At 64.3% G+C, this 23,983-nt stretch carries 24 protein-coding genes; 17 read left to right on the top strand and 7 right to left on the bottom strand.

What is annotated here, in order from left to right:
* Nucleotides 1-228: 228 nt before the first annotated feature.
* The 5 genes from fabZ (at nt 229) to M3I56_RS04585 (ending at nt 4,407) form a co-directional block, all read left to right on the top strand.
* Nucleotides 229-693 (top strand): 3-hydroxyacyl-ACP dehydratase FabZ, encoded by a 465-nt coding sequence (fabZ, locus tag M3I56_RS04605; protein ID WP_028204052.1) that lies wholly within the window; start codon nt 229-231, stop codon nt 691-693.
* 78 nt (nt 694-771) lie between these two features.
* Nucleotides 772-1,560 (top strand): acyl-ACP--UDP-N-acetylglucosamine O-acyltransferase, encoded by a 789-nt coding sequence (gene lpxA, locus M3I56_RS04600; protein ID WP_028204051.1) that lies wholly within the window; start codon nt 772-774, stop codon nt 1,558-1,560.
* 3 nt (nt 1,561-1,563) lie between these two features.
* Nucleotides 1,564-2,733, top strand: a complete 1,170-nt coding sequence (lpxB, locus tag M3I56_RS04595) for a lipid-A-disaccharide synthase (RefSeq protein WP_254352754.1) — start codon at nt 1,564-1,566, stop codon at nt 2,731-2,733.
* Nucleotides 2,730-3,518 (top strand): ribonuclease HII, encoded by a 789-nt coding sequence (gene rnhB / locus M3I56_RS04590; RefSeq protein ID WP_254352753.1) that lies wholly within the window; start codon nt 2,730-2,732, stop codon nt 3,516-3,518. Before lpxB ends, rnhB begins: the two co-directional genes overlap by 4 nt.
* A 103-nt stretch (nt 3,519-3,621) precedes the next feature.
* Nucleotides 3,622-4,407 (top strand): RNA methyltransferase, encoded by a 786-nt coding sequence (locus M3I56_RS04585; RefSeq protein WP_254352752.1) that lies wholly within the window; start codon nt 3,622-3,624, stop codon nt 4,405-4,407.
* A gap of 63 nt (nt 4,408-4,470) precedes the next feature.
* Here M3I56_RS04585 and M3I56_RS04580 read toward each other — a convergent pair whose 3' ends face one another.
* On the bottom strand, nt 4,471-5,286 hold the full coding sequence (locus tag M3I56_RS04580) for a pyruvate, water dikinase regulatory protein (RefSeq protein WP_028204047.1): 816 nt from the start codon (nt 5,284-5,286) through the stop codon (nt 4,471-4,473).
* Nucleotides 5,287-5,683: 397 nt separating this feature from the next.
* Between M3I56_RS04580 and ppsA the strand changes: the two genes are divergently transcribed.
* The 3 genes from ppsA (at nt 5,684) to M3I56_RS04565 (ending at nt 9,728) form a co-directional block, all read left to right on the top strand.
* Nucleotides 5,684-8,083 carry a phosphoenolpyruvate synthase gene (gene ppsA / locus M3I56_RS04575; RefSeq protein WP_254352751.1) on the top strand — a complete coding sequence of 800 codons (2,400 nt, stop codon included), beginning with the start codon at nt 5,684-5,686 and terminating at the stop codon, nt 8,081-8,083.
* Between the two features lie 143 nt (nt 8,084-8,226).
* Nucleotides 8,227-8,712 (top strand): NfeD family protein, encoded by a 486-nt coding sequence (locus M3I56_RS04570; protein WP_254352750.1) that lies wholly within the window; start codon nt 8,227-8,229, stop codon nt 8,710-8,712.
* A 56-nt stretch (nt 8,713-8,768) separates the two neighbouring features.
* Nucleotides 8,769-9,728 (top strand): SPFH domain-containing protein, encoded by a 960-nt coding sequence (locus M3I56_RS04565; protein WP_254352749.1) that lies wholly within the window; start codon nt 8,769-8,771, stop codon nt 9,726-9,728.
* Between the two features lie 72 nt (nt 9,729-9,800).
* On the opposite strand, the gene smpB is transcribed toward M3I56_RS04565, so the two are convergent.
* Nucleotides 9,801-10,247 carry an SsrA-binding protein SmpB gene (gene smpB / locus M3I56_RS04560; protein ID WP_028204044.1) on the bottom strand — a complete coding sequence of 149 codons (447 nt, stop codon included), beginning with the start codon at nt 10,245-10,247 and terminating at the stop codon, nt 9,801-9,803.
* Nucleotides 10,248-10,349: 102 nt separating this feature from the next.
* On the opposite strand from smpB, the gene M3I56_RS04555 reads away from it, so the two are divergent.
* Both M3I56_RS04555 and M3I56_RS04550 read left to right on the top strand, forming a co-directional pair.
* Nucleotides 10,350-10,787 carry a type II toxin-antitoxin system RatA family toxin gene (locus M3I56_RS04555; RefSeq protein ID WP_254352748.1) on the top strand — a complete coding sequence of 146 codons (438 nt, stop codon included), beginning with the start codon at nt 10,350-10,352 and terminating at the stop codon, nt 10,785-10,787.
* Complete coding sequence (locus M3I56_RS04550; protein WP_254352747.1) at nt 10,784-11,116, top strand: RnfH family protein; 333 nt, start codon at nt 10,784-10,786, stop codon at nt 11,114-11,116. The genes M3I56_RS04555 and M3I56_RS04550 overlap by 4 nt, the downstream gene beginning before the upstream one ends.
* A gap of 97 nt (nt 11,117-11,213) precedes the next feature.
* On the opposite strand, the gene M3I56_RS04545 is transcribed toward M3I56_RS04550, so the two are convergent.
* Nucleotides 11,214-12,266, bottom strand: a complete 1,053-nt coding sequence (locus tag M3I56_RS04545; RefSeq protein ID WP_254352746.1) for a DMT family transporter — start codon at nt 12,264-12,266, stop codon at nt 11,214-11,216.
* Between the two features lie 269 nt (nt 12,267-12,535).
* Here M3I56_RS04545 and guaB point away from each other — a divergent pair, with 269 nt between their 5' ends.
* The 5 genes from guaB (at nt 12,536) to M3I56_RS04520 (ending at nt 17,210) form a co-directional block, all read left to right on the top strand.
* Nucleotides 12,536-13,996 (top strand): IMP dehydrogenase, encoded by a 1,461-nt coding sequence (gene guaB / locus M3I56_RS04540; RefSeq protein WP_069265633.1) that lies wholly within the window; start codon nt 12,536-12,538, stop codon nt 13,994-13,996.
* A 6-nt stretch (nt 13,997-14,002) separates the two neighbouring features.
* Nucleotides 14,003-14,731, top strand: coding sequence for a hypothetical protein (locus M3I56_RS04535; protein WP_254352745.1), 729 nt, complete (start codon nt 14,003-14,005; stop codon nt 14,729-14,731).
* Between the two features lie 179 nt (nt 14,732-14,910).
* A complete protein-coding gene (gene guaA / locus M3I56_RS04530) occupies nt 14,911-16,494 on the top strand; it encodes a glutamine-hydrolyzing GMP synthase (RefSeq protein WP_254352744.1) in 1,584 nt (527 codons plus the stop codon).
* Nucleotides 16,495-16,629: 135 nt separating this feature from the next.
* On the top strand, nt 16,630-16,851 hold the full coding sequence (locus M3I56_RS04525; RefSeq protein WP_254352946.1) for a ribbon-helix-helix protein, CopG family: 222 nt from the start codon (nt 16,630-16,632) through the stop codon (nt 16,849-16,851).
* A complete protein-coding gene (locus tag M3I56_RS04520; RefSeq protein ID WP_254352743.1) occupies nt 16,845-17,210 on the top strand; it encodes a type II toxin-antitoxin system VapC family toxin in 366 nt (121 codons plus the stop codon). Before M3I56_RS04525 ends, M3I56_RS04520 begins: the two co-directional genes overlap by 7 nt.
* Nucleotides 17,211-17,275: 65 nt before the next feature.
* Here M3I56_RS04520 and M3I56_RS04515 read toward each other — a convergent pair whose 3' ends face one another.
* The 4 genes from M3I56_RS04515 to M3I56_RS04500 all read right to left on the bottom strand — a co-directional run bounded on the left by M3I56_RS04515 (nt 17,276) and on the right by M3I56_RS04500 (nt 21,031).
* Nucleotides 17,276-18,268, bottom strand: a complete 993-nt coding sequence (locus M3I56_RS04515; RefSeq protein WP_254352742.1) for a sugar-binding protein — start codon at nt 18,266-18,268, stop codon at nt 17,276-17,278.
* Between the two features lie 185 nt (nt 18,269-18,453).
* Nucleotides 18,454-19,449 (bottom strand): ABC transporter permease, encoded by a 996-nt coding sequence (locus tag M3I56_RS04510; RefSeq protein ID WP_254352741.1) that lies wholly within the window; start codon nt 19,447-19,449, stop codon nt 18,454-18,456.
* Between the two features lie 158 nt (nt 19,450-19,607).
* A complete protein-coding gene (locus M3I56_RS04505; protein WP_254352740.1) occupies nt 19,608-20,348 on the bottom strand; it encodes an ATP-binding cassette domain-containing protein in 741 nt (246 codons plus the stop codon).
* A gap of 209 nt (nt 20,349-20,557) precedes the next feature.
* Nucleotides 20,558-21,031, bottom strand: coding sequence for an Lrp/AsnC family transcriptional regulator (locus tag M3I56_RS04500; protein WP_133186690.1), 474 nt, complete (start codon nt 21,029-21,031; stop codon nt 20,558-20,560).
* 254 nt (nt 21,032-21,285) lie between these two features.
* On the opposite strand from M3I56_RS04500, the gene M3I56_RS04495 reads away from it, so the two are divergent.
* Both M3I56_RS04495 and M3I56_RS04490 read left to right on the top strand, forming a co-directional pair.
* Nucleotides 21,286-22,680: an amino acid permease gene (locus tag M3I56_RS04495; protein WP_254352739.1), complete on the top strand. Its 1,395-nt coding sequence runs from the start codon at nt 21,286-21,288 to the stop codon at nt 22,678-22,680.
* 43 nt (nt 22,681-22,723) lie between these two features.
* Entirely contained in the window at nt 22,724-23,920 is a 1,197-nt protein-coding gene (locus M3I56_RS04490; protein WP_254352738.1) for an amino acid aminotransferase, read from the top strand.
* Nucleotides 23,921-23,983: the final 63 nt, after the last annotated feature.

The following is a 23,983-nucleotide window of genomic DNA, read 5'->3' as shown; positions in this document are numbered from 1 at the left end:
TCGAGGTAGCGGGCGGCGTGTCGCGGGAGCGGCGCGCCGCTTTGCGTCGCGGACGAGCAAAGCTCCCCGCCGGGGCTCCCCGCCCGGGGCTACCCGCCCGGGGCAATACGCATGCACGGGAGCCCGGGCGTGGCGCATACTTCGCGTCAGCGCGGGCGTGTTTGGTCAAGCGCCTCGAAAATCGAAATCGAAAGTCACACGCGCAATTCCTGCGTGAGCAGAACCACCATGAACATCGAAAAACTCAACTTCGACATCCACAAGATTCTCACGCTGCTGCCGCACCGCTATCCGTTCCTGATGGTGGACCGGGTCATCGAGCTGGAGCCGCACAAGAGCATCAAGGCGTTGAAGAACGTGACGGTCAACGAGCCCTTTTTCACGGGACACTTCCCGCAGCGCCCGGTCATGCCCGGCGTGATGATTCTCGAGGCGCTGGCGCAAACCGCCGCGCTGCTCACGTTCTCGGAGGAAGAGCAGGACTTCGAGAATACGCTGTACTACTTCGTGGGCATCGACGGCGCGCGCTTCAAGCGCGTGGTCGAGCCGGGTGACCAGCTCATCCTCAACGTGACGTTCGAGCGCTACATGCGCGGCATCTGGAAGTTCAAGGCGGTGGCCGAAGTGGAAGGCTCCGTGGCCTGCGAGGCGGAACTCATGTGCACCGTCAAGAAAATGGACGCGGCGCAATAAGAAGCGCCGCCGCATGCCGCAGCGCGCCTTGACCTCGAGGCGTCGGCGCACGGAAACAGAATCGGAGAGCGAGGACGAATGAGCAGGATCCATCCCACTGCGGTCGTCGAGTCGGGCGCGCAGATCGACGAATCGGTCGAAATCGGGCCGTTCGCGGTCATCGGTGCGAACGTCACCATCGGTGCGCGCACGAAGGTCGGTTCGCATAGCGTGCTCGAAGGCCACACGACGATTGGCGAAGACAACACGATCGGCCACTACGCGTCGATCGGCGGCCGTCCGCAGGACATGAAGTACAAGGGCGAGCCCACGAAGCTCGTGATTGGCAGCCGCAACACCATCCGCGAGTTCACGACGCTGCATACGGGCACGGTGCAGGACACCGGCGTCACGATCATCGGCGACGACAACTGGGTCATGGCCTACGTGCACGTGGGCCACGACTGCCGTCTGGGCAACAACGTCATCATGTCGAGCAACGCGCAGCTCGCCGGCCACGTGTTCGTCGAAGACCACGCGATCGTCGGTGGCATGACCGGCGTGCACCAGTTCGTGCGCATTGGCGCGCATTCGATGGTCGGCGGCGCCTCGGCGCTCGTGCAGGACGTGCCGCCGTTCGTGATCGCCGCCGGCAACAAGGCGGTGCCGCACGGCATCAACGTCGAAGGTCTGCGCCGTCGCGGTTTTTCGGCTGACGCGATTTCCGCGCTGCGCTCGGCGTATCGCACGCTCTACAAGAACGGCCTCTCGCTCGAAGAGGCGAAGGTGCAGCTCGCCGACCTCGCGCAGGCGGGCGGCGACGGCGACGTGCACGTGAAGGCGCTGCTCGACTTCGTCGAGCAGTCGCAACGCGGCATCATTCGCTGATCGATGGCGCTGCAAACGCGTCCGCTGCGCCTTGCGATGGTCGCCGGCGAGCCGTCCGGCGACCTGCTTGCGTCGTCACTGCTCGCGGGTCTCAAAGCCCGCTTGCCCGACACTACGCAGTACTACGGAATCGGTGGTCCGCGCATGATGGCCGCTGGCTTCGACGCGCACTGGCCGATGGAAAAGCTCTCGGTGCGCGGCTACGTCGAGGCGCTGCGGCACATCCCCGAGATTCTGCGCATCCGCAACGAGCTCAAGCATCAGCTGCTGGCCGAACCGCCGGACGCGTTCATCGGCGTGGACGCGCCTGACTTCAACTTCGGCCTCGAGCACGCGCTGCGCGATGTGGGCATTCCGACGATCCACTTCGTCTGCCCGTCGATCTGGGCGTGGCGTGGCGGGCGTATCAAGAAGATCCAGAAGGCCGTGGATCACATGCTGTGCGTGTTTCCGTTCGAAACGGCGCTCCTCGAGAAGGCCGGGGTGGCGGCGTCGTACGTGGGTCATCCGCTCGCCGACGAGATTCCGCTCGAACCGGACCTGACCGGCGCGCGCCGCACGCTGGGCATGCCGGAAAGCGGCCCGGTGATCGCGGTGCTGCCGGGCAGCCGCCGCTCGGAAATCAACCTGATCGGCCCGACTTTCTTCGACGCGATGCAGATCATGCAGCGGCGCGAGCCGGCGCTGCGTTTCGTGATGCCGGCGGCAACGCCGGCTATCCACGCGCAGCTGCAGGAACTCGCGAACGCGCATCAGGGCCTCGCGCTCACGATCATCGACGGCCAGTCGCAACTCGCCATGACGGCCGCCGACGCGATCCTCGTGAAGAGCGGCACGGTCACGCTCGAAGCGGCGCTGCTCAAGAAGCCGATGGTCATCTCCTACAAGGTGCCCTGGCTCACGGGGCAGATCATGCGCCGCCAGGCCTATCTGCCTTACGTGGGCCTGCCGAACATTCTCGCGGGCCGCTTCGTCGTGCCGGAAATCCTGCAGCATTTCGCCACGCCAGAGGCGCTTGCCGACGCGACGCTCACGCAGTTGCAGGACGAGGCAAACCGGCGCACGCTGACCGAGGTGTTCACGCAGATGCATCTGACCCTGCGCCAGAACACCGCGGAGCGCGCGGCCGAGGTGGTCGCGCGCATCGTCGAAGGCCGAAAGGGGCGCGCATGAGCGAGGACACGATCAAGCGCACGACCAGGCGTACGACAGCGCCGGCGGTGAAAAAGCCGCCGTCGCAGGCGGCGCTGAAGCTCGCCGCGCGTCGCAAGGCGGCGCGGCAGGCCGGACTGCTGTTCGAATCGCCGGACGACGTGATCTGCGGCGTGGATGAGGCCGGCCGCGGGCCGCTCGCCGGGCCGGTGGTCGCAGCGGCCGTGATTCTCGATCCGGCCCGGCCGATTCGCGGGCTCAACGATTCGAAGATGCTGACGGCGCAGGCGCGCGAAACGCTCTACGAGCGCATCGTCGAACGCTCGCTCGCGTGGTGCGTCGCGTCGGCGAGCGTCGAGGAAATCGACACGCTCAACATCCTGCACGCGACGATGCTGGCGATGCGGCGTGCAGTCGAAGGCTTGAGCATCGTGCCGACGCTCGCGAAGATAGACGGCAATCGCTGCCCGGTGATGCCGGTGCGCGGCGAGGCGGTGATCGGCGGCGACGCGCTGGTGCCGAGCATTTCGGCGGCGTCGATCATCGCCAAGGTCACGCGCGACCGCATGCTGGTCGATCTGCACCAAGTCCACCCGCATTACGGTTTCGACGCCCATGCAGGCTACGGCACGCCGCAGCACCTCGAAGCGTTGCGCGTGCATGGTCCGTGCGAGCATCACCGGCGCTCGTTCGCGCCCGTGCGCGAGGCCTATGCGCTACACGGCATCGTCCTGACCGGTGCTTTGACGGTGGTCAGCGACGCCGCCGGCCTCGAAGCAGACGACGCCTTCGCGCCGCTGCCTTGAGCCGCCGCTGCCGGCGTCTCGCGCGAGCCGGCGCCGTTTCGCGTAGTGCCGGCGCCGCCGTTTTTCTATCTCCCTATCCTCATTTGACACGCCAGAGCCGCCCGTGAAAGCCATTACCTCGCGCGACAATCCGCTCTACAAGCGCCTGAAGGCGCTCGCCGGCTCGACGCATCAACAGCGGCGCAGTCATCAGGCCCTGCTCGAAGGCTTCCATCTCGCGAGCGCGTGGCTCGGCGGCGGCACGCAGCCCGAATACTGCGTCGTGACCGAAGGCGCGCTCGCGCATGAAGAAGCGCAGGCGATCGTCGCCCGCGTGGACGAGCGCCGCGTGATCACACTGCCCGATGCACTCTTCGGGCAGCTCTCGAACGTCGTGCACGGCGTGGGGCTGCTGCTGCTCGTCGATATGCCTGAAGCGCAGTTGCCCGGGCGTGTCGGCTCGACTTGCCTCGTGCTCGACGGACTGCAGGACGCCGGCAACGTCGGCTCGATCCTGCGCAGCGCGGCGGCGGCCGGCATCGACAAGGTGTTCTGCACGCCGGGCACGGCCTATGTGTGGTCGTCGAAGGTGCTGCGCTCGGCGATGGGTGCGCATTTCCTCTTGCAGGTCTACGAGAACGTGGAGGCCGAAGCGCTCGTCGGGATGCTCGGCGTGCCGGTCGTCATCACCGATTCGCATGGCGCGCAGGCGATCGACGAGGCCGATCTCACGGGTCAGGTCGCGTGGGTGTTCGGCAACGAAGGGGCGGGCGTCTCGCAGGTATGGCGCGACGCGGCCGCGCTGCGCGTGACGATTCCGCAGCCGGGCGGCATGGAGTCGCTCAACGTCGCGGCAGCGGCGGCCGTGTGCGTGTTCGAGCAATGCCGGCAGCAGCGGCACCTACGTTGACGTTCGCCCCCACGAACGAAAAAGCCCGCGTGATGCGGGCTTTTTCGTTTCAGGCGCGCCGTTTCAATACGACGGCTTGTCGATGCGGATTTCCTGCAGGATCGTGGTGGCGATTTCCTCGATCGACTTGTGCGTCGACGAGAGCCACTTGATGCCTTCGCGCCGCATCATCGCTTCGGCTTCGTTGACCTCGTAGCGGCAATTTTCCAGCGCGGCGTACTTGCTGCCTGGGCGCCGCTCGTTGCGGATCTCGGTCAGGCGCTGTGGATCGATCGAGAGGCCGAATATCTTCGTGCGATGCGACAGCAACGCGTTCGGCAGCTTGCCGCGCTCGAAATCGTCCGGGATGAGCGGGTAGTTCGCGGCCTTCACACCGTACTGCATCGCGAGATACAGGCTAGTCGGCGTCTTGCCGCTGCGCGACACGCCCACGAGGATCACGTCGGCGTCGGCGAGATTGCGGTCGGACTGGCCGTCGTCGTGCGCGAGCGAGAAGTTGATCGCCTCGATACGGTTCTTGTATTCGTCGGTGTCGGCGTTCTGGTGGCCGCGGCCCATGGCGTGGCTCGACTTGAGCTCCAGTTCCTGCTCGAGCGGCTCCACGAAGGTCTGGAACATGTCCATCACGAGCGCATTCGCGCGCTTGACGATCTCGTTCGAGTTGCTGTCCACGAGCGTGGTGAACACGATGGGGCGGCGCCCTTCCTGCACGGCGGCTTCGTTGATCTTCTCGGCGGTCGAGTAGGCCTTTTCGGACGAATCGACAAAGGGCACGCGCACGAGGCGGAATTTCTGGTCGAACTGCGACAGGATCGAATGCGCGAAAGTTTCGGCAGTGATCCCGGTACCGTCGGAGACGATGAATACGGTAGGCGGCATCGGTTGAGGCTGGGTACGTGAGCTGCAGGGCCGCTCGGGACAGGCTTGGGCGCCCGGAAAGCCCCGTCCGGCGGGACCGAGGGGCAATTCTCGCCGCCTGGCACAAATTCCAGAGTCGGCACGGTAGAATAACGGCAACCTGTTGGATAAGCAATTGCAGTGCAACCGCGCCAAACAGCCGCCTATCGCGGTGCATTCTGGTGTCAATTTGCAGCGATTCCATCTAACTCCATGGATTCGCGCGCATCTTCGTGCTTTTCCATTGAATGGAAATTCGCGCCCCGTGAGCGATTGCTTCTCCAACAGGTTGCGCAAGACGCGAATCCGCTTCCAATGGGCGAGCCGCGTTCGAGCCCACTTGCGCAATCGTGAATTTTTTTCACACTTAGGGGCTTGTATGACTAACACCGTTGCCAAGGATCAGGCGTATGTAGTGCCTTTCGAGCAGTTGCGGATGACCGATGTCGAGATCGTGGGCGGCAAGAACGCCTCGCTCGGCGAGATGATCAGCCAGTTGGCTGAGGCAGGCGTGCGGGTGCCCACGGGCTTCGCGACGACCGCGCTCGCCTTCCGCGACTTCCTGAAACATAACAACCTGACCGAACGGATCGCCGCTCGTCTGGAGACGTTCGACGTCGACGACGTGAAGGCGCTGGCCGAAGCGGGCAAGGAGATCCGTCAATGGATCATCGATGCGCCGCTGCAGCCGAAACTCGAAGCGGAAATCCGCGCCGGTTTCGAAACGCTGCAAAACGGTTCGCCGTCTGAGCTCTCGTTCGCCGTGCGTTCGTCGGCAACGGCGGAAGACCTGCCCGACGCGTCGTTTGCCGGTCAGCAGGAAAGCTACCTCAACGTGGTGGGCATCGAAGACGTGCTCGATCGCCTCAAGCACGTGTTCGCGTCGCTCTACAACGACCGCGCCATTTCCTATCGCGTCCACAAGGGCTTTACCCACGCCGAAGTCGCGCTGTCGGCTGGCGTGCAGCGCATGGTCCGTTCGGACCGCGGCGCCGCAGGCGTGATGTTCACGCTGGACACGGAATCGGGCTTCAAGGACGCCGTCTTCATTACGTCGAGCTACGGCCTTGGCGAAACGGTCGTGCAGGGCGCCGTGAATCCGGACGAGTTCTACGTCTTCAAGACCACGCTCGCTCAAGGCAAGGCGCCGATCATCCGCCGCTCGATCGGCTCGAAGCTTATCAAGATGGAATTCACGCAGCCGGGCGAGCCGGGCCGCGTGAAGACGGTCGACGTCTCGCACGAACAGCGCAACCGCTTCTCGATCACCGACGAAGACGTGATCGAGTTGGCCAGATACGCCGTCATCATCGAGAAGCATTACCAGCGCCCGATGGACATCGAGTGGGGCAAGGACGGCCTCGACGGCAAGATCTTCATTCTCCAGGCGCGTCCTGAGACCGTGAAGAGCCAGGCCGCCGGCAAGGTCGAGCAGCGCTTCAAGCTCAAGGGCCAGTCGCAGGTGCTCGCAACGGGCCGCGCGATCGGCCAGAAGATCGGCGCGGGCCGCGTGAAGGTGATTCACGATCCGTCCGAAATGGAACGCGTGCAGCCGGGCGACGTGCTCGTCGCCGACATGACCGACCCGAACTGGGAGCCGGTGATGAAGCGCGCTTCGGCGATCGTCACGAACCGTGGCGGCCGTACCTGCCACGCGGCGATCATCGCGCGTGAGCTGGGCGTGCCGGCCGTGGTGGGCTGCGGCGACGCGACCGACGTGCTGAAGGACGGCGCGCTCGTGACCGTTTCGTGCGCGGAAGGCGACGAAGGCCGCATCTACGACGGTCTGCTGGAAACCGAAGTCAGCGAAGTGCAGCGTGGCGAGCTGCCGGCCATTCCGGTCAAGATCATGATGAACGTGGGCAATCCGCAGCTCGCGTTCGACTTCTCGCAACTGCCGAATGCGGGTGTTGGCCTCGCGCGTCTCGAGTTCATCATCAACAACAACATCGGCGTGCACCCGAAGGCGATTCTCGAGTACCCGAATGTCGACGCGGACCTGAAGAAGGCCGTGGAAAGCGTTGCACGCGGCCACGCCTCGCCGCGCGCGTTCTACGTCGACAAGCTCACGGAAGGCATCGCCACGATCGCGGCGGCGTTCTATCCGAAGCCCGTGATCGTGCGTCTGTCGGACTTCAAGTCGAACGAGTACAAGAAGCTGATCGGCGGCTCGCGCTACGAGCCGGACGAAGAAAACCCGATGCTGGGTTTCCGCGGCGCGTCGCGTTACATCGCCGAGGACTTCGCGCAGGCGTTCGAAATGGAGTGCCTGGCGCTCAAGCGCGTGCGTGAAGAAATGGGTCTCGCGAACGTCGAGATCATGGTGCCGTTCGTGCGTACGCTCAAGCAGGCGGAGCGCGTGGTCGGCCTGCTCGAGAAGTTCGGCCTCAAGCGCGGCGTGAACGACCTCAAGCTGATCATGATGTGCGAAGTGCCGTCGAACGCCATTCTCGCCGAAGAGTTCCTGCAGTACTTCGACGGCTTCTCGATCGGCTCGAACGACCTCACGCAGCTCACGCTCGGCCTCGACCGGGACTCGGGCATGGAACTGCTCGCCGTCGACTTCGACGAGCGCGATCCGGCTGTCAAGTTCATGCTCAAGCGCGCGATCGAAACCTGCCGCCGTCTGAACAAGTACGTCGGCATCTGCGGTCAGGGCCCCTCCGACCACCCGGATTTCGCCCAGTGGCTCGCGGAAGAGGGCATCGCTTCGATCTCGCTGAACCCGGATTCGGTTGTCGAGACGTGGCAGCAGCTGGCGAAATCGCAGTCGAAGTAAGCGCGGTGCCGGGGGCGTAAGTCTTCGGCACATGCAGAGCTTGATGCAGCTTCCCGTGCGTCGTTGCACGGTGCGGAAAAAAGTGTCAGCTTCGTGCTATAACACCCCGGTCTATCCGGGGTGTTTTACTTTGGGAGGTCGTCGTGGGTCCGCATGGATTGTTCTGGTGGATTGCCGCTGGCGTGCTCATCGTCGCCGAGCTGATGACCGGCACGTTTTACCTCTTGATGATCGCGCTCGGCTTTCTCGCCGGCGCGCTCGGCTATGAGCTTGGCGCGCCGCTCGACGTGCAGTTGATCGTCGCTGCGGTGGTCGGGCTCGCGGCCGTGGTTACGTTGAGGCGCTCGCGCTTTGGCCGCCGCCGGCGCATGACCGACGCCTCGACCGATCCGGGCGTGAACCTCGATATTGGCGCGACACTGGCCGTCGTCGCATGGCGCGACGGTCGCGCGCGAACGATGTATCGCGGCGCCGAATGGGACGTCGAACTCGCGCCCGGCGAGCCCGAAGATGCGCCTCTCTATGAAATCAAGGCAGTGCGTGGCAGTTGCCTCGTCGTCGCGGCCAAGCGCGAGCGGCGCGAAGCCAGTGCGCCAGGCACCGCTCGCGACGACCCACGCCATGCGTGACGGGCCGATTTCAAAATCACACCAACACACCACACAGAAGCGAACGGAGGTCCCGTATGCAAGTCCCAGTCGTCGGCCTGATTCTGCTCGTGATCGTCGTCGTGCTGATCGCGCAGACCATCAAGATCGTGCCGCAACAGCATGCCTGGGTGCTCGAACGGCTTGGGCGCTACCACGCCACGCTCACGCCGGGGTTGACGATCGTGCTGCCGTTCGTGGATCGCGTGGCCTACAAGCACGTGCTCAAGGAGATTCCGCTCGACGTGCCCAGCCAGGTCTGCATCACGCGCGACAACACGCAGCTTCAGGTGGATGGCGTGCTGTACTTCCAGGTGACCGATCCGATGAAGGCGTCGTACGGCTCGAGCAATTTCGTGTTCGCAATTACGCAGCTTTCGCAGACCACGCTGCGCTCGGTGATCGGCAAGCTCGAACTCGACAAGACCTTCGAGGAACGCGACTTCATCAACCATAGCGTCGTGTCGGCGCTCGATGAAGCCGCATCGAACTGGGGCGTCAAGGTGTTGCGCTACGAAATCAAGGATCTCACGCCGCCGAAGGAAATCCTCCACGCCATGCAGGCGCAGATCACCGCCGAGCGGGAAAAGCGCGCACTCATCGCGGCCTCGGAAGGCCGCAAGCAGGAACAGATCAACCTGGCCGCCGGTGCGCGCGAGGCGGCGATCCAGAAGTCGGAAGGCGAGCGTCAGGCGGCGATCAACCAGGCGCAGGGTCAGGCGGCCGCCATTCTCGCGGTGGCCGAGGCGAACGCGCAGGCCATCCAGAAGGTCGGCAACTCGATCCAGGCGCAGGGCGGGATGGATGCCGTCAATCTCAAGGTCGCCGAACAATACGTGAATGCCTTCGCCAATCTGGCGAAGCAGGGCAATACGCTGATCGTGCCGGGCAACATGGGCGACCTGAGCACGATGATCGCTTCGGCGCTGACGATCGTGAACCGGGCGGGCCTGCGCGAGGGGCAGATCAGCGGGGCTGGGGCGACGAAGGGCGCATAAGCGCTCAGGCCGCCGAAAATGACAGCGGGCTGCGTGAGCGGCCCGTTCTCCATCTGAAGGCTTGAGGAAGAATCAGGTGGGCGAGCGCATCAGGCGCGCCTTTTCGCGCTCCCAGTCGCGCTTCTTCTCGGTTTCGCGCTTGTCGTGCAGCTTCTTGCCCTTGGCGAGGCCGATCTCGCACTTCACGCGGCCGCCCTTGTAGTGAAAGTTCAGCGGCACGAGCGTGAAGCCGCGCTGCTCCACTTTGCCGATCAGCTTGTCGATTTCTTCGCGCTTCAGGAGCAGTTTGCGGATGCGCGTGGGGTCGGGCTGGATGTGCGTCGAGGCCTCGGGCAGCGGGCTGATGTGCGTGCCGATCAGGTAGAGCTCGCCGTCCTTGATCATGACGTAGCTTTCCTTGATGTTGGCTCGCCCGGCGCGCATGGCCTTGACTTCCCATCCTTCCAGCACGAGCCCAGCCTCGTGGCGCTCTTCGATGAAGTAATCGAAGAACGCTTTTCTGTTGTCGATGATGCTCATAGGAAAATGGGATCGGCCCAACTCGTTTAAAATTGCGATTTTAGCAAAGCGGGCTTCCGAAAGCCCGTAGCGCTTTCACCCTAGCCACGCATTGCGCAATTTATGGCGGATGTCCAGAAAACCGTGTTGATTCGCCATTCGGCGGAACAAATGTTCGACCTCGTCACCGACGTCGCCGACTATCCCAACTTCCTGCCGTGGTGCGGCGGCATCGAGATTCGCCGTCAGGACGACAGCGGTATGGAGGCGAAGATCGACATCAACTTCAAGGGCATCAAACAACACTTCGCCACGCGCAACTCGCAAAAGCGGCCCGAGCGCATCGACATGGAATTCGCCGATGGCCCGTTTCGCAAGTTCACGGGCTACTGGCGTTTCACGCCGCTGCGCGCCGACGCCTGCAAGATCGAGTTTGCGCTGCATTACGAGTTTTCAAACATCATTCTCGAGAAGCTCATCGGGCCAGTGTTCCATCACATCGCGAACACCTTCGTCGACTCCTTTGTGAAGCGCGCCGACCAGCGCTACGGCAAGCCATGAACGCGAATCTCTCCATCGACGTCTGCTACGCGCTGCCGGATGCGCAGACGCTCATCAGCATCGAACTGCCCGCGGGCGCGACCGTCCAGCAGGCCATTGATGCGAGCGGCATTCTCGCGCGCCATCCCGAGATCGATCTGGTGCAGCTCAAGGTGGGCGTGTACGGCAAGCTCAAGCCGCTCGACACTGTGCTCGCCGACCACGACCGCGTGGAAATCTATCGGCCGCTGATCGTCGATCCCAAGATGGCGCGCCAGCGCCGTGTCGACAAGACCCGCAAGGAAGGCTCGATCGAAGGGCGCAAGTGGTTGCCCAAGGACTCGCGCTAGGGCTCGAGCCGGGTTGCCACGGATTTGCCGCACAAACGTAATGGGCAGGACAGCCTTACGCTGTCTCGCCCATTCGGCTTCTTGCGGCCCGGTGCGCTCAGGCGGTGGTCGTGCGGCCGTTTCGCTTCGCGTCGGCGTCGGGTTGCGCGAGGCGGCTTTCGTTGCCGATGCCCGGCAGATCGCCGTCCGGCACGATGCCGTCGCCGTGCGCGGTATCTTCGGGGCCGCCCGAGTGCTGACGCACCGACCGGCTCACGCCCGCCACCAGCAGCACGATCGCGACGATTTCCAGCCCGCGCGGCAGCCGGTGATCGTAGATAAAGCCGTAGAGCAGGGCGAACAGCGTCTCGAACACGATCATCTGGCCCGAGAGCGTGAGCGGCAAGCGCTTGGCGGCCGCGTTCCAGAGGCCGTTGCCGAGCCATGACGCGCCGATCGCGAGCACCAGATTCAACTGCCAGAACGTGGTCCAGCGGCCGGCGGCCACGGTTTCCTGCACCCAGTGGGAAGGCACGACGAGAATGCCGAGCCAGAGCAGGCCGCCGAGCGCGCCCGTGACCACGCCCCAGAGCACCGACCATTCGTTGCCGCTGAAGTGCGCATTGCGCTGCAGATAGCGAGCGTTCTCGACCGCGAACCAGGTCCAGCACACGAGTGCGCCGACGGCGCAGCCAATGCCCGCAATGCGCGTGAGGACGCTCGCGCCGCCTGCGTCGCTGGCGGCGGTGAACACGTCCACGTTGATGCAGACGATACCGGCCGCGATCATCGCAAGCGGCCAGACCAGACGCGAAAGCGGCACGGCGCCATGGTCGCGGCGGCCGAGCAGCGTGACTGTGACGGGCAGCACGCCGACGATCAGCGAGGCCGGCGCGATGCCCACCAGATGAATCGCGCTTGCGAGAAACAGGTAATAGAGCACGTTGCCCACGAGCGCGAGTTTCACGAGCGCGACGAGATCGGCGCGCGTCATGCGCGGCCAGACGCGGCGCAGCATGGGCACCAGCGCGGCGAGCGAGACGAGCCCATACATCGCGTAGCGGCCCGCGCTCAGGAGCAATGGTGAGAACTCCGCCAGTTGCCGGGGTACGAGGAACACCGTTCCCCATAACGCGCCGGCGAGCACGCCGTACAACACACCACGCTGCATTTGTATTGCCTCCAGAAACTTCGCGCGGCCCAGGCGGGCCGTTTTGACAGGACGGCCCGAAGCATAACTGGAGGCGTGCGCACCCGTCTTGTTCAATCCTGCAGCGTGCGCCCGATATTCGGGTCGGAGGCGAGCCGCGCCCGCACGGCTCTCGCCGGCAGGGCCGGAGCGTGGAAATAATCCCGAAAACCGCGCTAAGCTACTGTTAGCGCTGATGATTTCCAGGGCGCTATCGCGTATAATCTGCTTTTGCGCCTATAGGATTTGCCATGCGTCTGATCCAGAAAGCACTCACGTTCGATGACGTGCTCCTCGTCCCCGCCTTTTCCGACGTTCTCCCGCGCGACACCAGCCTGAAGACCCGGCTGACCCGCAATATCTCCCTGAACATTCCGCTCGTGTCGGCCGCTATGGATACCGTCACGGAAGGCCGTCTGGCAATCGCCATGGCGCAGCAGGGTGGCGTCGGCATCGTCCACAAGAACCTCACGCCGGCCGAGCAGGCGCGCGAGGTCGCGAAGGTGAAGCGCTTCGAGTCGGGCGTCGTGCGCGATCCGATCACGGTTCCGCCGCAAATGAAGGTCGCCGACGTCATCGCGCTCTCGCAGCAGCATGGCATTTCGGGTTTCCCGGTCGTGGAAGGTGCGCAACTCGTCGGCATCGTCACGAACCGCGACCTGCGTTTCGAAACGCGTCTGGATGAGCCGGTGCGCTCGATCATGACGCCGCGCGAGCGCCTCGTCACCGTCAAGGAAGGCACGCCGCTCGTCGAAGCCAAGGCGCTCATGCACAGCCACCGCCTCGAGCGCGTGCTGGTCATCAACGACGCGTTCGAGCTGCGCGGTCTCATGACCGTCAAGGACATCACCAAGCAGACCGAGCACCCGGCTGCCTGTAAGGACGAGCACGGCAAGCTGCGCGCGGGCGCGGCAGTCGGCGTCGGTCCCGACAACGAAGAGCGCGTCGAGCTGCTGGTGCAAGCCGGCGTGGACGTGATCGTCGTGGATACGGCGCACGGCCATAGCAAGGGCGTGCTCGAGCGCGTTCGCTGGGTCAAGAAGAACTTCCCGCATGTCGAAGTGATCGGCGGCAACATCGCCACGGCCGACGCGGCGCGCGCGCTTGTCGAGTACGGCGCGGACGGCGTGAAGGTCGGCATCGGCCCGGGCTCGATCTGCACGACGCGTATCGTGGCCGGCGTGGGCGTGCCGCAGATCAGCGCGATCTCCAATGTCTCGGAAGCGCTCAAGGGCACGGGCGTGCCGTGCATCGCCGACGGCGGCGTGCGCTACTCGGGCGACGTTTCGAAGGCGCTGGCCGCCGGCGCGAACGCCGTGATGATGGGCAGCATGTTCGCGGGCACCGAAGAGTCGCCGGGCGACGTGTTCCTGTACCAGGGCCGCCAGTACAAGTCGTATCGCGGCATGGGCTCGGTCGGCGCGATGAAGGACGGCGCCGCGGACCGCTACTTCCAGGACAACTCGGCGAACATCGACAAGCTCGTGCCGGAAGGCATCGAGGGCCGCGTCGCCTACAAGGGTCCCATCAACGCCATCCTGTTCCAGCTGATCGGCGGCGTGCGCGCCTCGATGGGCTACTGCGGCTGCCGTACGATCGAAGACCTGCATGCGAAGGCGGAGTTCGTGCAGATTACCGGCGCCGGCCTGCACGAGTCGCACGTGCACGACGTGCAGATCACGAAGGAAGCGCCCAACTATCACGTGGACTAAACCTCGATGAAGCCGCTGCTGCGCGTGCTGCTGATTGTCGATGCGTTGACGTTGCTGGGGTTCGGCGTGCTGTTCGTTCTCACGCCCTGGACCCTGGTCTACAACGCGTTGCAACTGGTGCAAACGCAGCCGGCGCTCGTTGGGCAGGCTTTCGGCGTGGTGCTGCTGGGTTTCGCGTGGCTCGCGCTGCGCGCGGCCTTCCACGGGGAGATGACGGTGCCCGTGGGCCGCACCGTGGGGCACGTCAACTGGATTGCGGGCGTGCTGATGCTGGTCTGGCTGATCGGGGTGCGTAGTCCGCAGCTCACGGGCTTCGGCCAGTTGGTGGCTGGCGCGGTGGGCGTCTGGCTGATCGTCCTGGGGTTGGGCGGTGCGCGGCTGGCGGGTTTGGTGCGCAAGCGCGAAAGAACTACGCCGGCCGCAGCCGCCGCGCAGCGGCGCGAAGCTCGCGAGGCTCGCAAGGCCGCCAAGGCGCGGCGCGAGGAGCCGGTGACGTACGCGAAGCCCGGTCCTGCGCGAACGGCGTGGGGCGGTGCGCGTGAGCCGAACCGGCCCGCAGCGCCGGTCGAGCCCGTGGTCGAAGTCCCGACCGTGACGCCCGCGGCGGTCCCGACGGTTACGCCCCGTCCGTCGCCGGTTACGCCGCCGCCTGCCAGCCCGGCGCAAGCTCAAGAGGCGCGCCAGGCGGCTCGCGACGAAGCGGCCGACGCACCGAGGCCGCCGCTGCGTGGCTGAGGCCGCGCGCAAACCCGGCCTCCGAAACAGCAGACGCAGTGCGCCCGAAGCACACCCGAACTTGCGCCACCCGGTGCCGCCGTAGCGCGGGGCTCCGGTCCTGATGAATTCACGCTGCGCGCGTTTGAACTGTCGCGCGGCTTTATGTATCCGTTCTTTTTTAGGTCTCGTCCGCAGCCATGCACGACAAAATCCTGATCCTCGACTTCGGCTCGCAAGTCACCCAGCTCATCGCTCGCCGCGTGCGCGAAGCCCACGTTTATTCGGAAATCCATCCGTACGATGTGGACGACGCGTTCGTGCGCGAATTCGCGCCGAAGGGCATCATCCTCTCCGGCGGCCCGAATTCGGTCACCGACACCGACACGCCGCGCGCGCCGCAAGCCGTTTTCGAACTGGGCGTGCCGGTTCTCGGCATTTGCTACGGCATGCAGACGATGGCCGAGCAGCTCGGCGGTAAGGTGGACGGCGGGCACCTGCGCGAATTCGGCTACGCCGAAGTGCGCGCGCGCAACCACACGAGCTTCCTCGAAGGCATCGAAGACTTCCGCACGAGCGAAGGCCACGGCATGCTCAAGGTGTGGATGAGCCACGGCGACAAGGTCACGGAAATGCCGGCGGGCTTCCAGCTGATGGCATCGACGGAATCGTGCCCAATCGCGGCCATGGCCGACGAAGCGCGCCACTTCTACGGCCTGCAATGGCACCCGGAAGTCACGCACACGGTGCAGGGCCGCGCGATGCTCGAGCGCTTCGTGCTCGGCATCTGCGGCGCGAAGGCCGACTGGGAGATGGGCCACTACATCGACGAAGCCGTCGAGACGATCCGCAAGCAGGTGGGCAACGAGCACGTGATTCTCGGCCTCTCGGGCGGCGTGGATTCGTCGGTCGCGGCGGCGCTGCTGCATCGTGCGATTGGCGACCAGTTGACCTGCGTGTTCGTCGATCACGGCCTGCTGCGTCTGAACGAAGCCGAGCAGGTGATGTCGATGTTCGCCGACAACCTCGGCGTGAAGGTGATCCACGTCGACGCGAGCGAAGCGTTCATGTCGAAGCTCGCGGGCGTGACCGATCCGGAAGCGAAGCGCAAGATCATCGGCGCGGAGTTCGTCGAAGTGTTCCAGACGGAAGCGGGCAAGCTTAGCGACGCCAAATGGCTCGCGCAAGGCACGATCTACCCGGACGTCATCGAGTCGGCCGGCAAGGGCAAGAAGGCCGCGCACACGATCAAGAGCCACCACAACGTGGGCGGCCTGCCGGAAACGCTCAACCTCAAGCTGCTCGAGCCGCTGCGCGAACTCTTCAAGGACGAAGTGCGCGAACTGGGCGTGAAGCTCGGCCTGCCGCACGAAATGGTCTATCGCCATCCGTTCCCGGGCCCGGGCCTCGGCGTGCGCATTCTCGGCGAAGTGAAGCGCGATTTTGCGGATCTGCTGCGCCGTGCCGATGCGATCTTCATCGAGACGCTGCGTAACACGATCGACAAGGAAACCGGCAAGTCGTGGTACGAGCTCACGAGCCAGGCGTTCGCCGTGTTCCTGCCGGTGAAGAGCGTGGGCGTGATGGGCGATGGCCGCACCTACGAGTATGTCGTTGCGCTGCGCGCGGTGCAGACGCTCGACTTCATGACGGCGCACTGGGCGCACCTGCCGCACGAACTGCTGGGCCACGTGTCGAACCGCATCATCAATGAAGTGCGCGGCATCAACCGTGTGGTGTACGACATCTCGGGCAAGCCGCCCGCGACGATCGAGTGGGAGTGAGGTTCTCCCGCTAGCCTGCTGGCGATGCAAAAACCCGCGTCCGGCACATTGTGTCGGCGCGGGTTTTTTTGCTTCTGGTGCGTGCCGGTCGGCGCGTTTTGATATACGATATATATATCGTATATGGAGTTCAAGATGAGCCGGATTCTGATAGATCTGACTGATGCACAAGTCGAAGAGCTGGCGGCGCTCGTGCAGACCGAGCACCGGTCGCGGGCGGCAATCATTCGCGAGGCGATCGAGTCCTATATTGCGCAGCGCAAGCGCTCGGCGGCCGGCGAGGACGTATTCGGCGCCTGGAAGGGCAAGCAGGTCGACGGCCTCGACTATCAGCGGGAGTTGCGTTCGGAATGGTAAGAGCGCTATTCGACACCAATATCCTGATCGATTACCTTAGCGGCAGGCTTCAGGCGAAAAAGGAACTGGCGCGTTACGAATATCGCGCGATCAGCACGATCACGTGGATGGAGGTCATGGTCGGCGCGCAGCCGGACGACGAGGCGGCGATTCGCGGCTGGCTGGCATCGTTCGATGTGCTCGACCTCGACCACCGCATTGCAGACCGCGCCGTCACGATCCGCAGGACCAAGAAGGTGCGCCTGCCCGACGCGATCGTCTGGGCGACTGCTCAGGTTCAGTCGCTGCTGCTAGTGTCGCGCAACACGAAGGACTTTCCGGCCGACGAGCCGGGCATCCGCGTGCCGTACAAGGTCTAAGTGCGCGGTAAGGCAAGCATCGCAAGCCGGGCTATCCAAGGCCCGGCTTGCGCAGAATGATGCGCTCAATGCTTCAGGCACGTATCCGCGTTCTTCCAGGTGCATACGTCGAGGCCCGTGTGAACGATGGGTTTCACCGTTTTCCCTTCCGCCAGGTCGCGCATCACCATCGCTGCCTGATAGCCCATTTCCTCAGGCCGCTGCCCGACCAGCGCATTGACCTTGTGGTCCTTGAGGGCCTGCAGTTCCGGTCCGAGCGTATCGGCTGAAACGATCACGAACTGGCCGCTGTTGATCTTGTCCATGATCGGCGCGACCACCTGCGAATACGCCTCGGGTGCGAAGAGCGGCCAGCCGCCCTCGAACACGAACGCCTGCAGCGTGCTGGCGTTCGCGGTGAGCGTGTCCTGCATCATCTGGTTCGCTTTCGCGGCGTCGTCGTTCACGTAGAGCGGGCAGGCGCTGATCTCGTGCCAGTTGTTTTCGCCCGCCAGCTTCTTGATGCCTTTCTTGCCCGAGAGCACGTCGCGCGTGCCCTGGGCGCGCTGGTTGATGTTCTCGGCCGCGGGGTTGCCCATCACGAGGCAGATGTTGCCGCCCTTGGGCATCAGCGTCTTCAACTGCTCGCCGAGCTTTGCGCCCAGCTCGTAGTTGTCGGTGCCCACATACGACTTGCGCAACGACTGGTCCTTCGGCAACAGATCGGCGTCCGCGGTGATGATCGGGATCTTCGCGTTGCGGCGGCGGATCACTTCGGCAATGGCCGGCGCGTTCGACGGCGAAATCGCAATCGCCGCGACGCCCTTGGTCAGCAGGTCGTCGACGATCTGCACTTCGGCGCTTTCGTCCGCGGCTGTCGCGGGGCCGGTGTAGTAGCAGTTGTAACCCTGTTTGCTGAGCTCCTTGTTGGCCCGGTCGCAGCCTTGGTGCATGAGGTCGAAGTACGGATTGTCGAGGCCCTTCACGACCAGCGCGAGGGTCTTGTCGGCTGCGTAGGCGGAAGAGGCCAGCATGGCGAGCCCCCCGATCGCAGCGAGATACATCCACGCTTTCTTCATGGTTTCCTCCTGTGCGGCGCCGGTTGTACGGCGCGCGTGTCTCGTACAGTTTTCGTCATCGCAAGGAAAGCCCGCGCCCGTGCCTTGGGCTTTCTGCGGAACCTCGCGCAACGAGTCGCGTTTCTTGTGATGGCTCACGTCCGGCGGTTCCGCGTGCGGTCCGGCCGCGCCTCCCTGAAATCCGTTCAGTCTTCTTGCCGCTCGCCGCCGAGCCGGTTGAACAGCACGGCGATGATGATGAAGCCGCCCACGACCGTGCCCTGCCAGAACGAGTCCACGCCGAGCAGGATCAGGCTGTTGCGGATCACCTCGATGAGCGCGGCGCCGACGATCGTGCCGAACGCGCTGCCCACGCCGCCCGCGAGATTGGTGCCGCCGATCACCGTGGCGGCGATCACGCGGAGTTCGTCGCCGGTGCCGAGGCCGGTGGTCACCGCGCCGAGCCAGCCCACTTCGAGAATGGCCGCGACGCCTGCCATCAGGCCGCCCAGCACATACACCGAGCAGATCACGCGCCGCACCGGCACGCCCGTGAGATTTGCCGCATGACGGTTGCCGCCGACCGCGAAGACATAGCGGCCCCAACGCGTGAAGGCGAAGGCGAACCAGAACAGCACGCCGAGGACAATCAGAAACCACACGGGATTGGCCACGCCGAGCGTTTTGCCGCCGCCGAGCACGAGGAGCTTGTGCCCGTCGGGTCCGAATTCGAAGATGGTCCGGCTTCCGGAGATCACGAGCGCGAGGCTGCGGCCTACGCTCAGCATGCCGAGCGTCACGACGAACGGCTGCATGTTGAGATATGCGATGAGCAGGCCGTTCATGAGGCCGACCAGCCCCGCAGTGAGCAGCCCGAGGCCGATGCCGGCCCAGATCGGGTAGCCCGCGTTCATCGTGACGGAAAGCACGATGCCGCTCAGGCCAATCGTCGAGCCGACCGAAATGTCGATCCCGCCCGTGACGATGATGGCCATCATCCCCAGCGCGACAATGGCGACGAAGGCGAAGTTGCGCGTGACGTTGAAGAGGTTTTGCGGCGTGGCGAACGTCGAGGTAACGAACGAGAGCAGGACGCAGGCGGCGAGCGTCGCCAGCACCACCCAGAACACCTGGCTCGCGAGCAGTCCGCTCCAGCGCGTGTGGGTCTTCGCGGATTGGGGGTCGTCAAGCAAAGTCGGCATCGGGTTTGGCCTTTGCGGCGCATCGTTCAATTTCGGGTCTCCTGTCGGCAGCACTTGGCGCTTCAGCGCTTAGTGCTGCCCCATGCAAAGCTGTCAGCAGCACTTGGCGCTTCAGCGCTTAGTGCGGCCTCATGCAACGCAATCGCGCGCGGGCATCTTCAGGCGGCGGCGATGGCTCCGGTGATCAGGCCGGTGACTTCCTCCGGCGAAGAGGCTTCGATCTGCTTGTCCGCCACCATGCGCCCGCGCCGCATGACGACCACGCGGTGGGCGACTTCGAAAACGTCAGGCATGCGGTGACTGATGAGAATGACGGCAATGCCGTGTTCGGACAGGCGTTTGATGAGGTCGAGCACCTGCACTACCTGGCGCACGCTGATCGCGGCGGTGGGTTCGTCCATGAGCACGAGCCGCGCCTCGGACAGTCGCGTGCGCGCAATCGCCACGGCCTGCCGCTGGCCGCCCGACATCTGGCGGACGAGATCGCGCGGGCGCGTTTCGGACTTCAGTTCCTTGAAAAGCTCGGCGGCACGCCGGTACATGGCCGCGTGATCGAGCACGCGAAAGGGCCATATGCCGATGCGCGGCTCGCGCCCGAGAAAGACGTTGGCCGCCGCCGTGAGGTTGTCGCAGAGCGCGAGGTCCTGATACACGACCTCGATGCCCTTGGCGCGGGCGTCCACGGGTCTGCCGAAATGAACGGGCTTGCCGTCGATGAGAACTTCGCCATGGGAGGGCGGGAAGTTGCCGGCGATGACCTTTACCAGCGTGGATTTTCCGGCCCCGTTGTCGCCCATCAGTCCGACCACCTGGCCGGGTTCCAGGCTCAACGTCACGTCGGTCAGCGCCTGAATAGCGCCGAAGTGCCTGGAAACGCCTCTGAGCTCAAGAAGACTCATGGACTGTCGCGCTCGCGCTTGTGAAGCCGCCCGTTGCAGTGTCCAGGGTGGCCAGTAGACATGCTAACTAGCATGTTTTTTAGAGCACGATGGGCCTTTTAGCAAGACTATTTCATCAGCCGGTCCTTCTGCGCCGCTAGCAGGCCGCCGATGAGATAAAATTGCATTTTCGCCGAAAAACCCCGCCAGGCGGACCTGGCGCGCTTGTCTCAGGCTTCCAGCGGCATCGCGCTCGTCCCCTTGAGTTCATCGAGGCAGACGATCGACTGCACACTGTTCACGCCGGGGGCGCGCATCAGCGTATCGAGCAGGAACTCGGAAAGCGCTTTGAGATCGCGCGCCACCACCTTCAGAACGTAGTCGATATCGCCAGTCACGGAGTAGCACTCCTGCACCTGCGGCAACGTCGCGACGAGTTCCTTGAACTTGACGAGCTCGCGCATGTGCCCGCGCTCCATCGTCACCTGAATGAAGGCGACCACGCCGAAGCCGAGCGCCTGCGCGTCGAGGCGTGTCTCGTAGCGCCGGATCACGCCGAGCTCCTCGAGCCGCCGGTGACGCCTGAGTGTCTGCGCGGGCGAGAGCTTGATCGCGGCCGCGAGTTCGAGGTTCGAAGCGCGGCCGTGCTCCTGCAGTGCGGCGAGAAGCCGCATGTCAATCGTATCGAGCGCGAGATTCTGCATTTATCTTGCGTGAGATGGGTTTGAGGCGAGAGGGAATTGTATCAATCAGGGTTTGCCTGCGTACGAGATGAAATCATATTTTTCCGCGCCAACTATACACTGGGCGCACCCGATCAGGCTGGCGACCAATACCCGCAAGCCTGGCAGCGCGCCCGCGCAGAACGGTGTGCGCGCAATTTTATTTCGTGGAGCGGAGCCGGCGTCCCACCCGGGTGCTTTGGCCCCGCGCAGATAAGTCGGAGACAGGAAGAGACATGGTTTCAAACGACACGCGTGAAAATCGCGGCCAGCTAAAACGCGGCCTCAAGAATCGCCACATCCAGCTCATTGCGCTGGGCGGGGCGATCGGCACGGGCCTGTTCCTCGGCATTGCGCAGACGATTCAGACCGCCGGCCCTTCGGTGCTGCTCGGCTACGGCATCGCCGGCATCATTGCGTTCTTCATCATGCGGCAACTGGGCGAGATGGTCGTGGACGAGCCCGTCGCCGGTTCGTTCAGCTATTTCGCCGACAAGTATTTCGGCCCGTTCGCGGGCTTTCTCTCCGGCTGGAACTACTGGGTGCTCTACATCCTCGTGAGCATGGCCGAGCTTTCGGCGGTCGGCATCTACATGCACTACTGGTGGCCGACTTTGCCCACGTGGGTCTCGGCGCTCGTGTTCTTCGTGGTCATCAACGCGATCAACCTCACGAGTGTGAAGTCGTACGGCGAGCTCGAATTCTGGTTCGCCATCATCAAGGTGCTCGCCATCGTCGGCATGATCGCCTTCGGCGGCTGGCTGCTGTTTTCGGGCTCGGCCGGTCCCGAGGCGAGCGTGTCGAACCTCTGGCGCAATGGCGGCTTCTTCCCGCACGGCGTTTCGGGTCTCGTCATGGCCATGGCGGTCGTGATGTTCTCGTTCGGTGGGCTGGAGCTGGTCGGTATCACCGCGGCAGAGGCCGATGATCCCTCGCATAGCATTCCGCGCGCGACGAATCAGGTGATCTACCGCATCCTGATCTTCTACATCGGCGCGCTCGGCGTGCTGCTCTCGCTCTACCCGTGGCAGAAGGTCGTGGCCGGCGGCAGCCCCTTCGTGCTGATCTTCCACGCGATGAACAGCGACCTCGTGGCCAACGTGCTTAATCTCGTCGTGCTGACGGCGGCGCTCTCGGTCTACAACAGCGGCGTGTACTGCAACAGCCGCATGCTCTACGGCCTTGCGCAGCAGGGCAATGCACCGAAGGCGCTGCTCAAGGTGAGCCGGCGTGGCATTCCGCTGGCGGCGCTCGGCGTGTCGGCGTTCGTCACGGCCGCCTGCGTGATCATCAACTACTTCATGCCGGGCAAGGCGTTCGAACTGCTGATGGGGCTCGTCGTGTCCGCGCTCATCATCAACTGGGCGATGATCAGCCTGATTCACCTGAAGTTCCGCGGCGAGAAGGCGCGCGCGGGTCAGACGACCACGTTCCGCAGCCTCGGCTATCCGCTGACGAATTACGTGTGTCTCGCGTTCCTCGGCGGCATTCTCGTTGTAATGTATCTGATTCCGGATCTGCGCATTTCCGTGTACCTGATTCCGGTCTGGCTGGGCGTGCTTGGGCTCGCCTACCGCCTGTGGTGCCGCAAGTCGGCGCCGGCGCTGCAACGCGGCGTGCCGGCTCCGTAAGCGCTGATATTCGTCCCGAATTTCGTCCAGAGAGTTAAACAGCATGTTCGAACACATCGATGCCTACCCCGGCGACCCGATCCTCTCGCTCAACGAGAACTTCCAGAAGGACCCGCGTCAGAACAAGGTCAATCTGAGCATTGGCATCTACTTCGACGACGAAGGCCGTCTGCCCGTCATGAAGGCCGTACACGCGGCCGAGGCGGCGATTCTCGAGGAGCCGGGTCCGAAGCCGTATCTGCCGATGGCCGGTTTCGCGCAGTACCGCGACGCCGTGCAGGCGCTGGTGTTCGGCGCTGACTGCCCGTCGCGCGCGGCCGGCCGCATCGCGACCGTGCAGACGCTGGGCGGCTCGGGCGCGCTCAAGGTGGGCGCCGATTTTATCAAGCGCTACTTTGCGACCAGCCAGGTGTGGGTGAGCGATCCGACGTGGGAGAACCATCGTTTCATCTTCGAGCGCGCGGGCTTCACGGTGAACACGTACCCGTACTACGACGAGGTGACGGGCGGCCTGAAGTTCGACGCGATGCTCTCGGCCATCGACGCGCTGCCGGCGAAGAGCGTCGTGCTGCTGCACGCGTGCTGCCATAACCCGACGGGCGTCGATCTGGATCGTGCGCAATGGGAGCAACTGATCGATGTGCTGCAAAAGCGCGACCTGCTGCCGTTCGTCGATATGGCGTATCAGGGCTTCGGCGCGGGCCTCGAGGATGACGCGTTCGCGGTGCGCGAGCTTGCGCGCCGTGGCGTGCCGGCGCTCGTGGCGAATTCGTTCTCGAAGAACTTCTCGCTCTACGGCGAACGCTGCGGCGGCCTGCACGTGATCTGCGAAGATGCGGCGGCCGCCGACCGTGTGCTCGGCCAGCTCACGGGCTCGGTGCGCGCGAACTACAGCAATCCGCCGACTCACGGCGCGAAGATCGTCACTCGTGTCTTGAGCACGCTGGAACTGAAGGCGTCGTGGGAGCAGGAGCTGACGGCGATGGGCGAGCGCATTGCGCGCATGCGCCGGGCAATTCACGACGGCCTGAGCGCCCACGCGAGCGAAGCGGCGCTCGCTCGCTACGTAAAGCAGCGCGGCATGTTCACGTACACGGGCTTGAGCGAGAAGCAGGTCGAGCGCCTGAAAGAGGAATTCGGCGTGTATGTCCTGCGCTCGGGCCGCATGTGTGTGGCAGGCCTGAACGAGAAAAACGTGAGCGTGGTGGTCGACGCGGTCGGCAAGGTAATGAAGGACTAAGGGAAGGGCAGGGCTGAGTGCCCCGATATCCTTCTAGCGCCGCTGGTGTGCCGGTATGAGCCG

The sequence above is a fragment of the Paraburkholderia sp. CNPSo 3281 genome (genome assembly GCF_024206515.1).
In the GTDB taxonomy this organism is placed as follows: domain Bacteria; phylum Pseudomonadota; class Gammaproteobacteria; order Burkholderiales; family Burkholderiaceae; genus Paraburkholderia; species Paraburkholderia nodosa.
The sequence above is the reverse complement of the archived record's forward strand: the minus strand, read 5'-3'. Positions and strand labels throughout refer to the sequence as shown.

Excerpts from the sequence above, each read along its gene's own strand:
- fabZ (WP_028204052.1), top strand. The coding sequence starts at position 229 with ATGAACATCGAAAAACTCAACTTCGACATCCACAAGATTCTCACGCTG.
- lpxA (WP_028204051.1), top strand. The coding sequence starts at position 772 with ATGAGCAGGATCCATCCCACTGCGGTCGTCGAGTCGGGCGCGCAGATC.
- lpxB (WP_254352754.1), top strand. The coding sequence starts at position 1,564 with ATGGCGCTGCAAACGCGTCCGCTGCGCCTTGCGATGGTCGCCGGCGAG.
- rnhB (WP_254352753.1), top strand. The coding sequence starts at position 2,730 with ATGAGCGAGGACACGATCAAGCGCACGACCAGGCGTACGACAGCGCCG.
- M3I56_RS04580 (WP_028204047.1), bottom strand. The coding sequence starts at position 5,286 with ATGCCGCCTACCGTATTCATCGTCTCCGACGGTACCGGGATCACTGCC.
- ppsA (WP_254352751.1), top strand. The coding sequence starts at position 5,684 with ATGACTAACACCGTTGCCAAGGATCAGGCGTATGTAGTGCCTTTCGAG.
- M3I56_RS04565 (WP_254352749.1), top strand. The coding sequence starts at position 8,769 with ATGCAAGTCCCAGTCGTCGGCCTGATTCTGCTCGTGATCGTCGTCGTG.
- smpB (WP_028204044.1), bottom strand. The coding sequence starts at position 10,247 with ATGAGCATCATCGACAACAGAAAAGCGTTCTTCGATTACTTCATCGAA.
- M3I56_RS04555 (WP_254352748.1), top strand. The coding sequence starts at position 10,350 with ATGGCGGATGTCCAGAAAACCGTGTTGATTCGCCATTCGGCGGAACAA.
- M3I56_RS04550 (WP_254352747.1), top strand. The coding sequence starts at position 10,784 with ATGAACGCGAATCTCTCCATCGACGTCTGCTACGCGCTGCCGGATGCG.
- M3I56_RS04545 (WP_254352746.1), bottom strand. The coding sequence starts at position 12,266 with ATGCAGCGTGGTGTGTTGTACGGCGTGCTCGCCGGCGCGTTATGGGGA.
- guaB (WP_069265633.1), top strand. The coding sequence starts at position 12,536 with ATGCGTCTGATCCAGAAAGCACTCACGTTCGATGACGTGCTCCTCGTC.
- M3I56_RS04535 (WP_254352745.1), top strand. The coding sequence starts at position 14,003 with ATGAAGCCGCTGCTGCGCGTGCTGCTGATTGTCGATGCGTTGACGTTG.
- guaA (WP_254352744.1), top strand. The coding sequence starts at position 14,911 with ATGCACGACAAAATCCTGATCCTCGACTTCGGCTCGCAAGTCACCCAG.
- M3I56_RS04525 (WP_254352946.1), top strand. The coding sequence starts at position 16,630 with ATGAGCCGGATTCTGATAGATCTGACTGATGCACAAGTCGAAGAGCTG.
- M3I56_RS04520 (WP_254352743.1), top strand. The coding sequence starts at position 16,845 with ATGGTAAGAGCGCTATTCGACACCAATATCCTGATCGATTACCTTAGC.
- M3I56_RS04515 (WP_254352742.1), bottom strand. The coding sequence starts at position 18,268 with ATGAAGAAAGCGTGGATGTATCTCGCTGCGATCGGGGGGCTCGCCATG.
- M3I56_RS04510 (WP_254352741.1), bottom strand. The coding sequence starts at position 19,449 with ATGCCGACTTTGCTTGACGACCCCCAATCCGCGAAGACCCACACGCGC.
- M3I56_RS04505 (WP_254352740.1), bottom strand. The coding sequence starts at position 20,348 with ATGAGTCTTCTTGAGCTCAGAGGCGTTTCCAGGCACTTCGGCGCTATT.
- M3I56_RS04500 (WP_133186690.1), bottom strand. The coding sequence starts at position 21,031 with ATGCAGAATCTCGCGCTCGATACGATTGACATGCGGCTTCTCGCCGCA.
- M3I56_RS04495 (WP_254352739.1), top strand. The coding sequence starts at position 21,286 with ATGGTTTCAAACGACACGCGTGAAAATCGCGGCCAGCTAAAACGCGGC.
- M3I56_RS04490 (WP_254352738.1), top strand. The coding sequence starts at position 22,724 with ATGTTCGAACACATCGATGCCTACCCCGGCGACCCGATCCTCTCGCTC.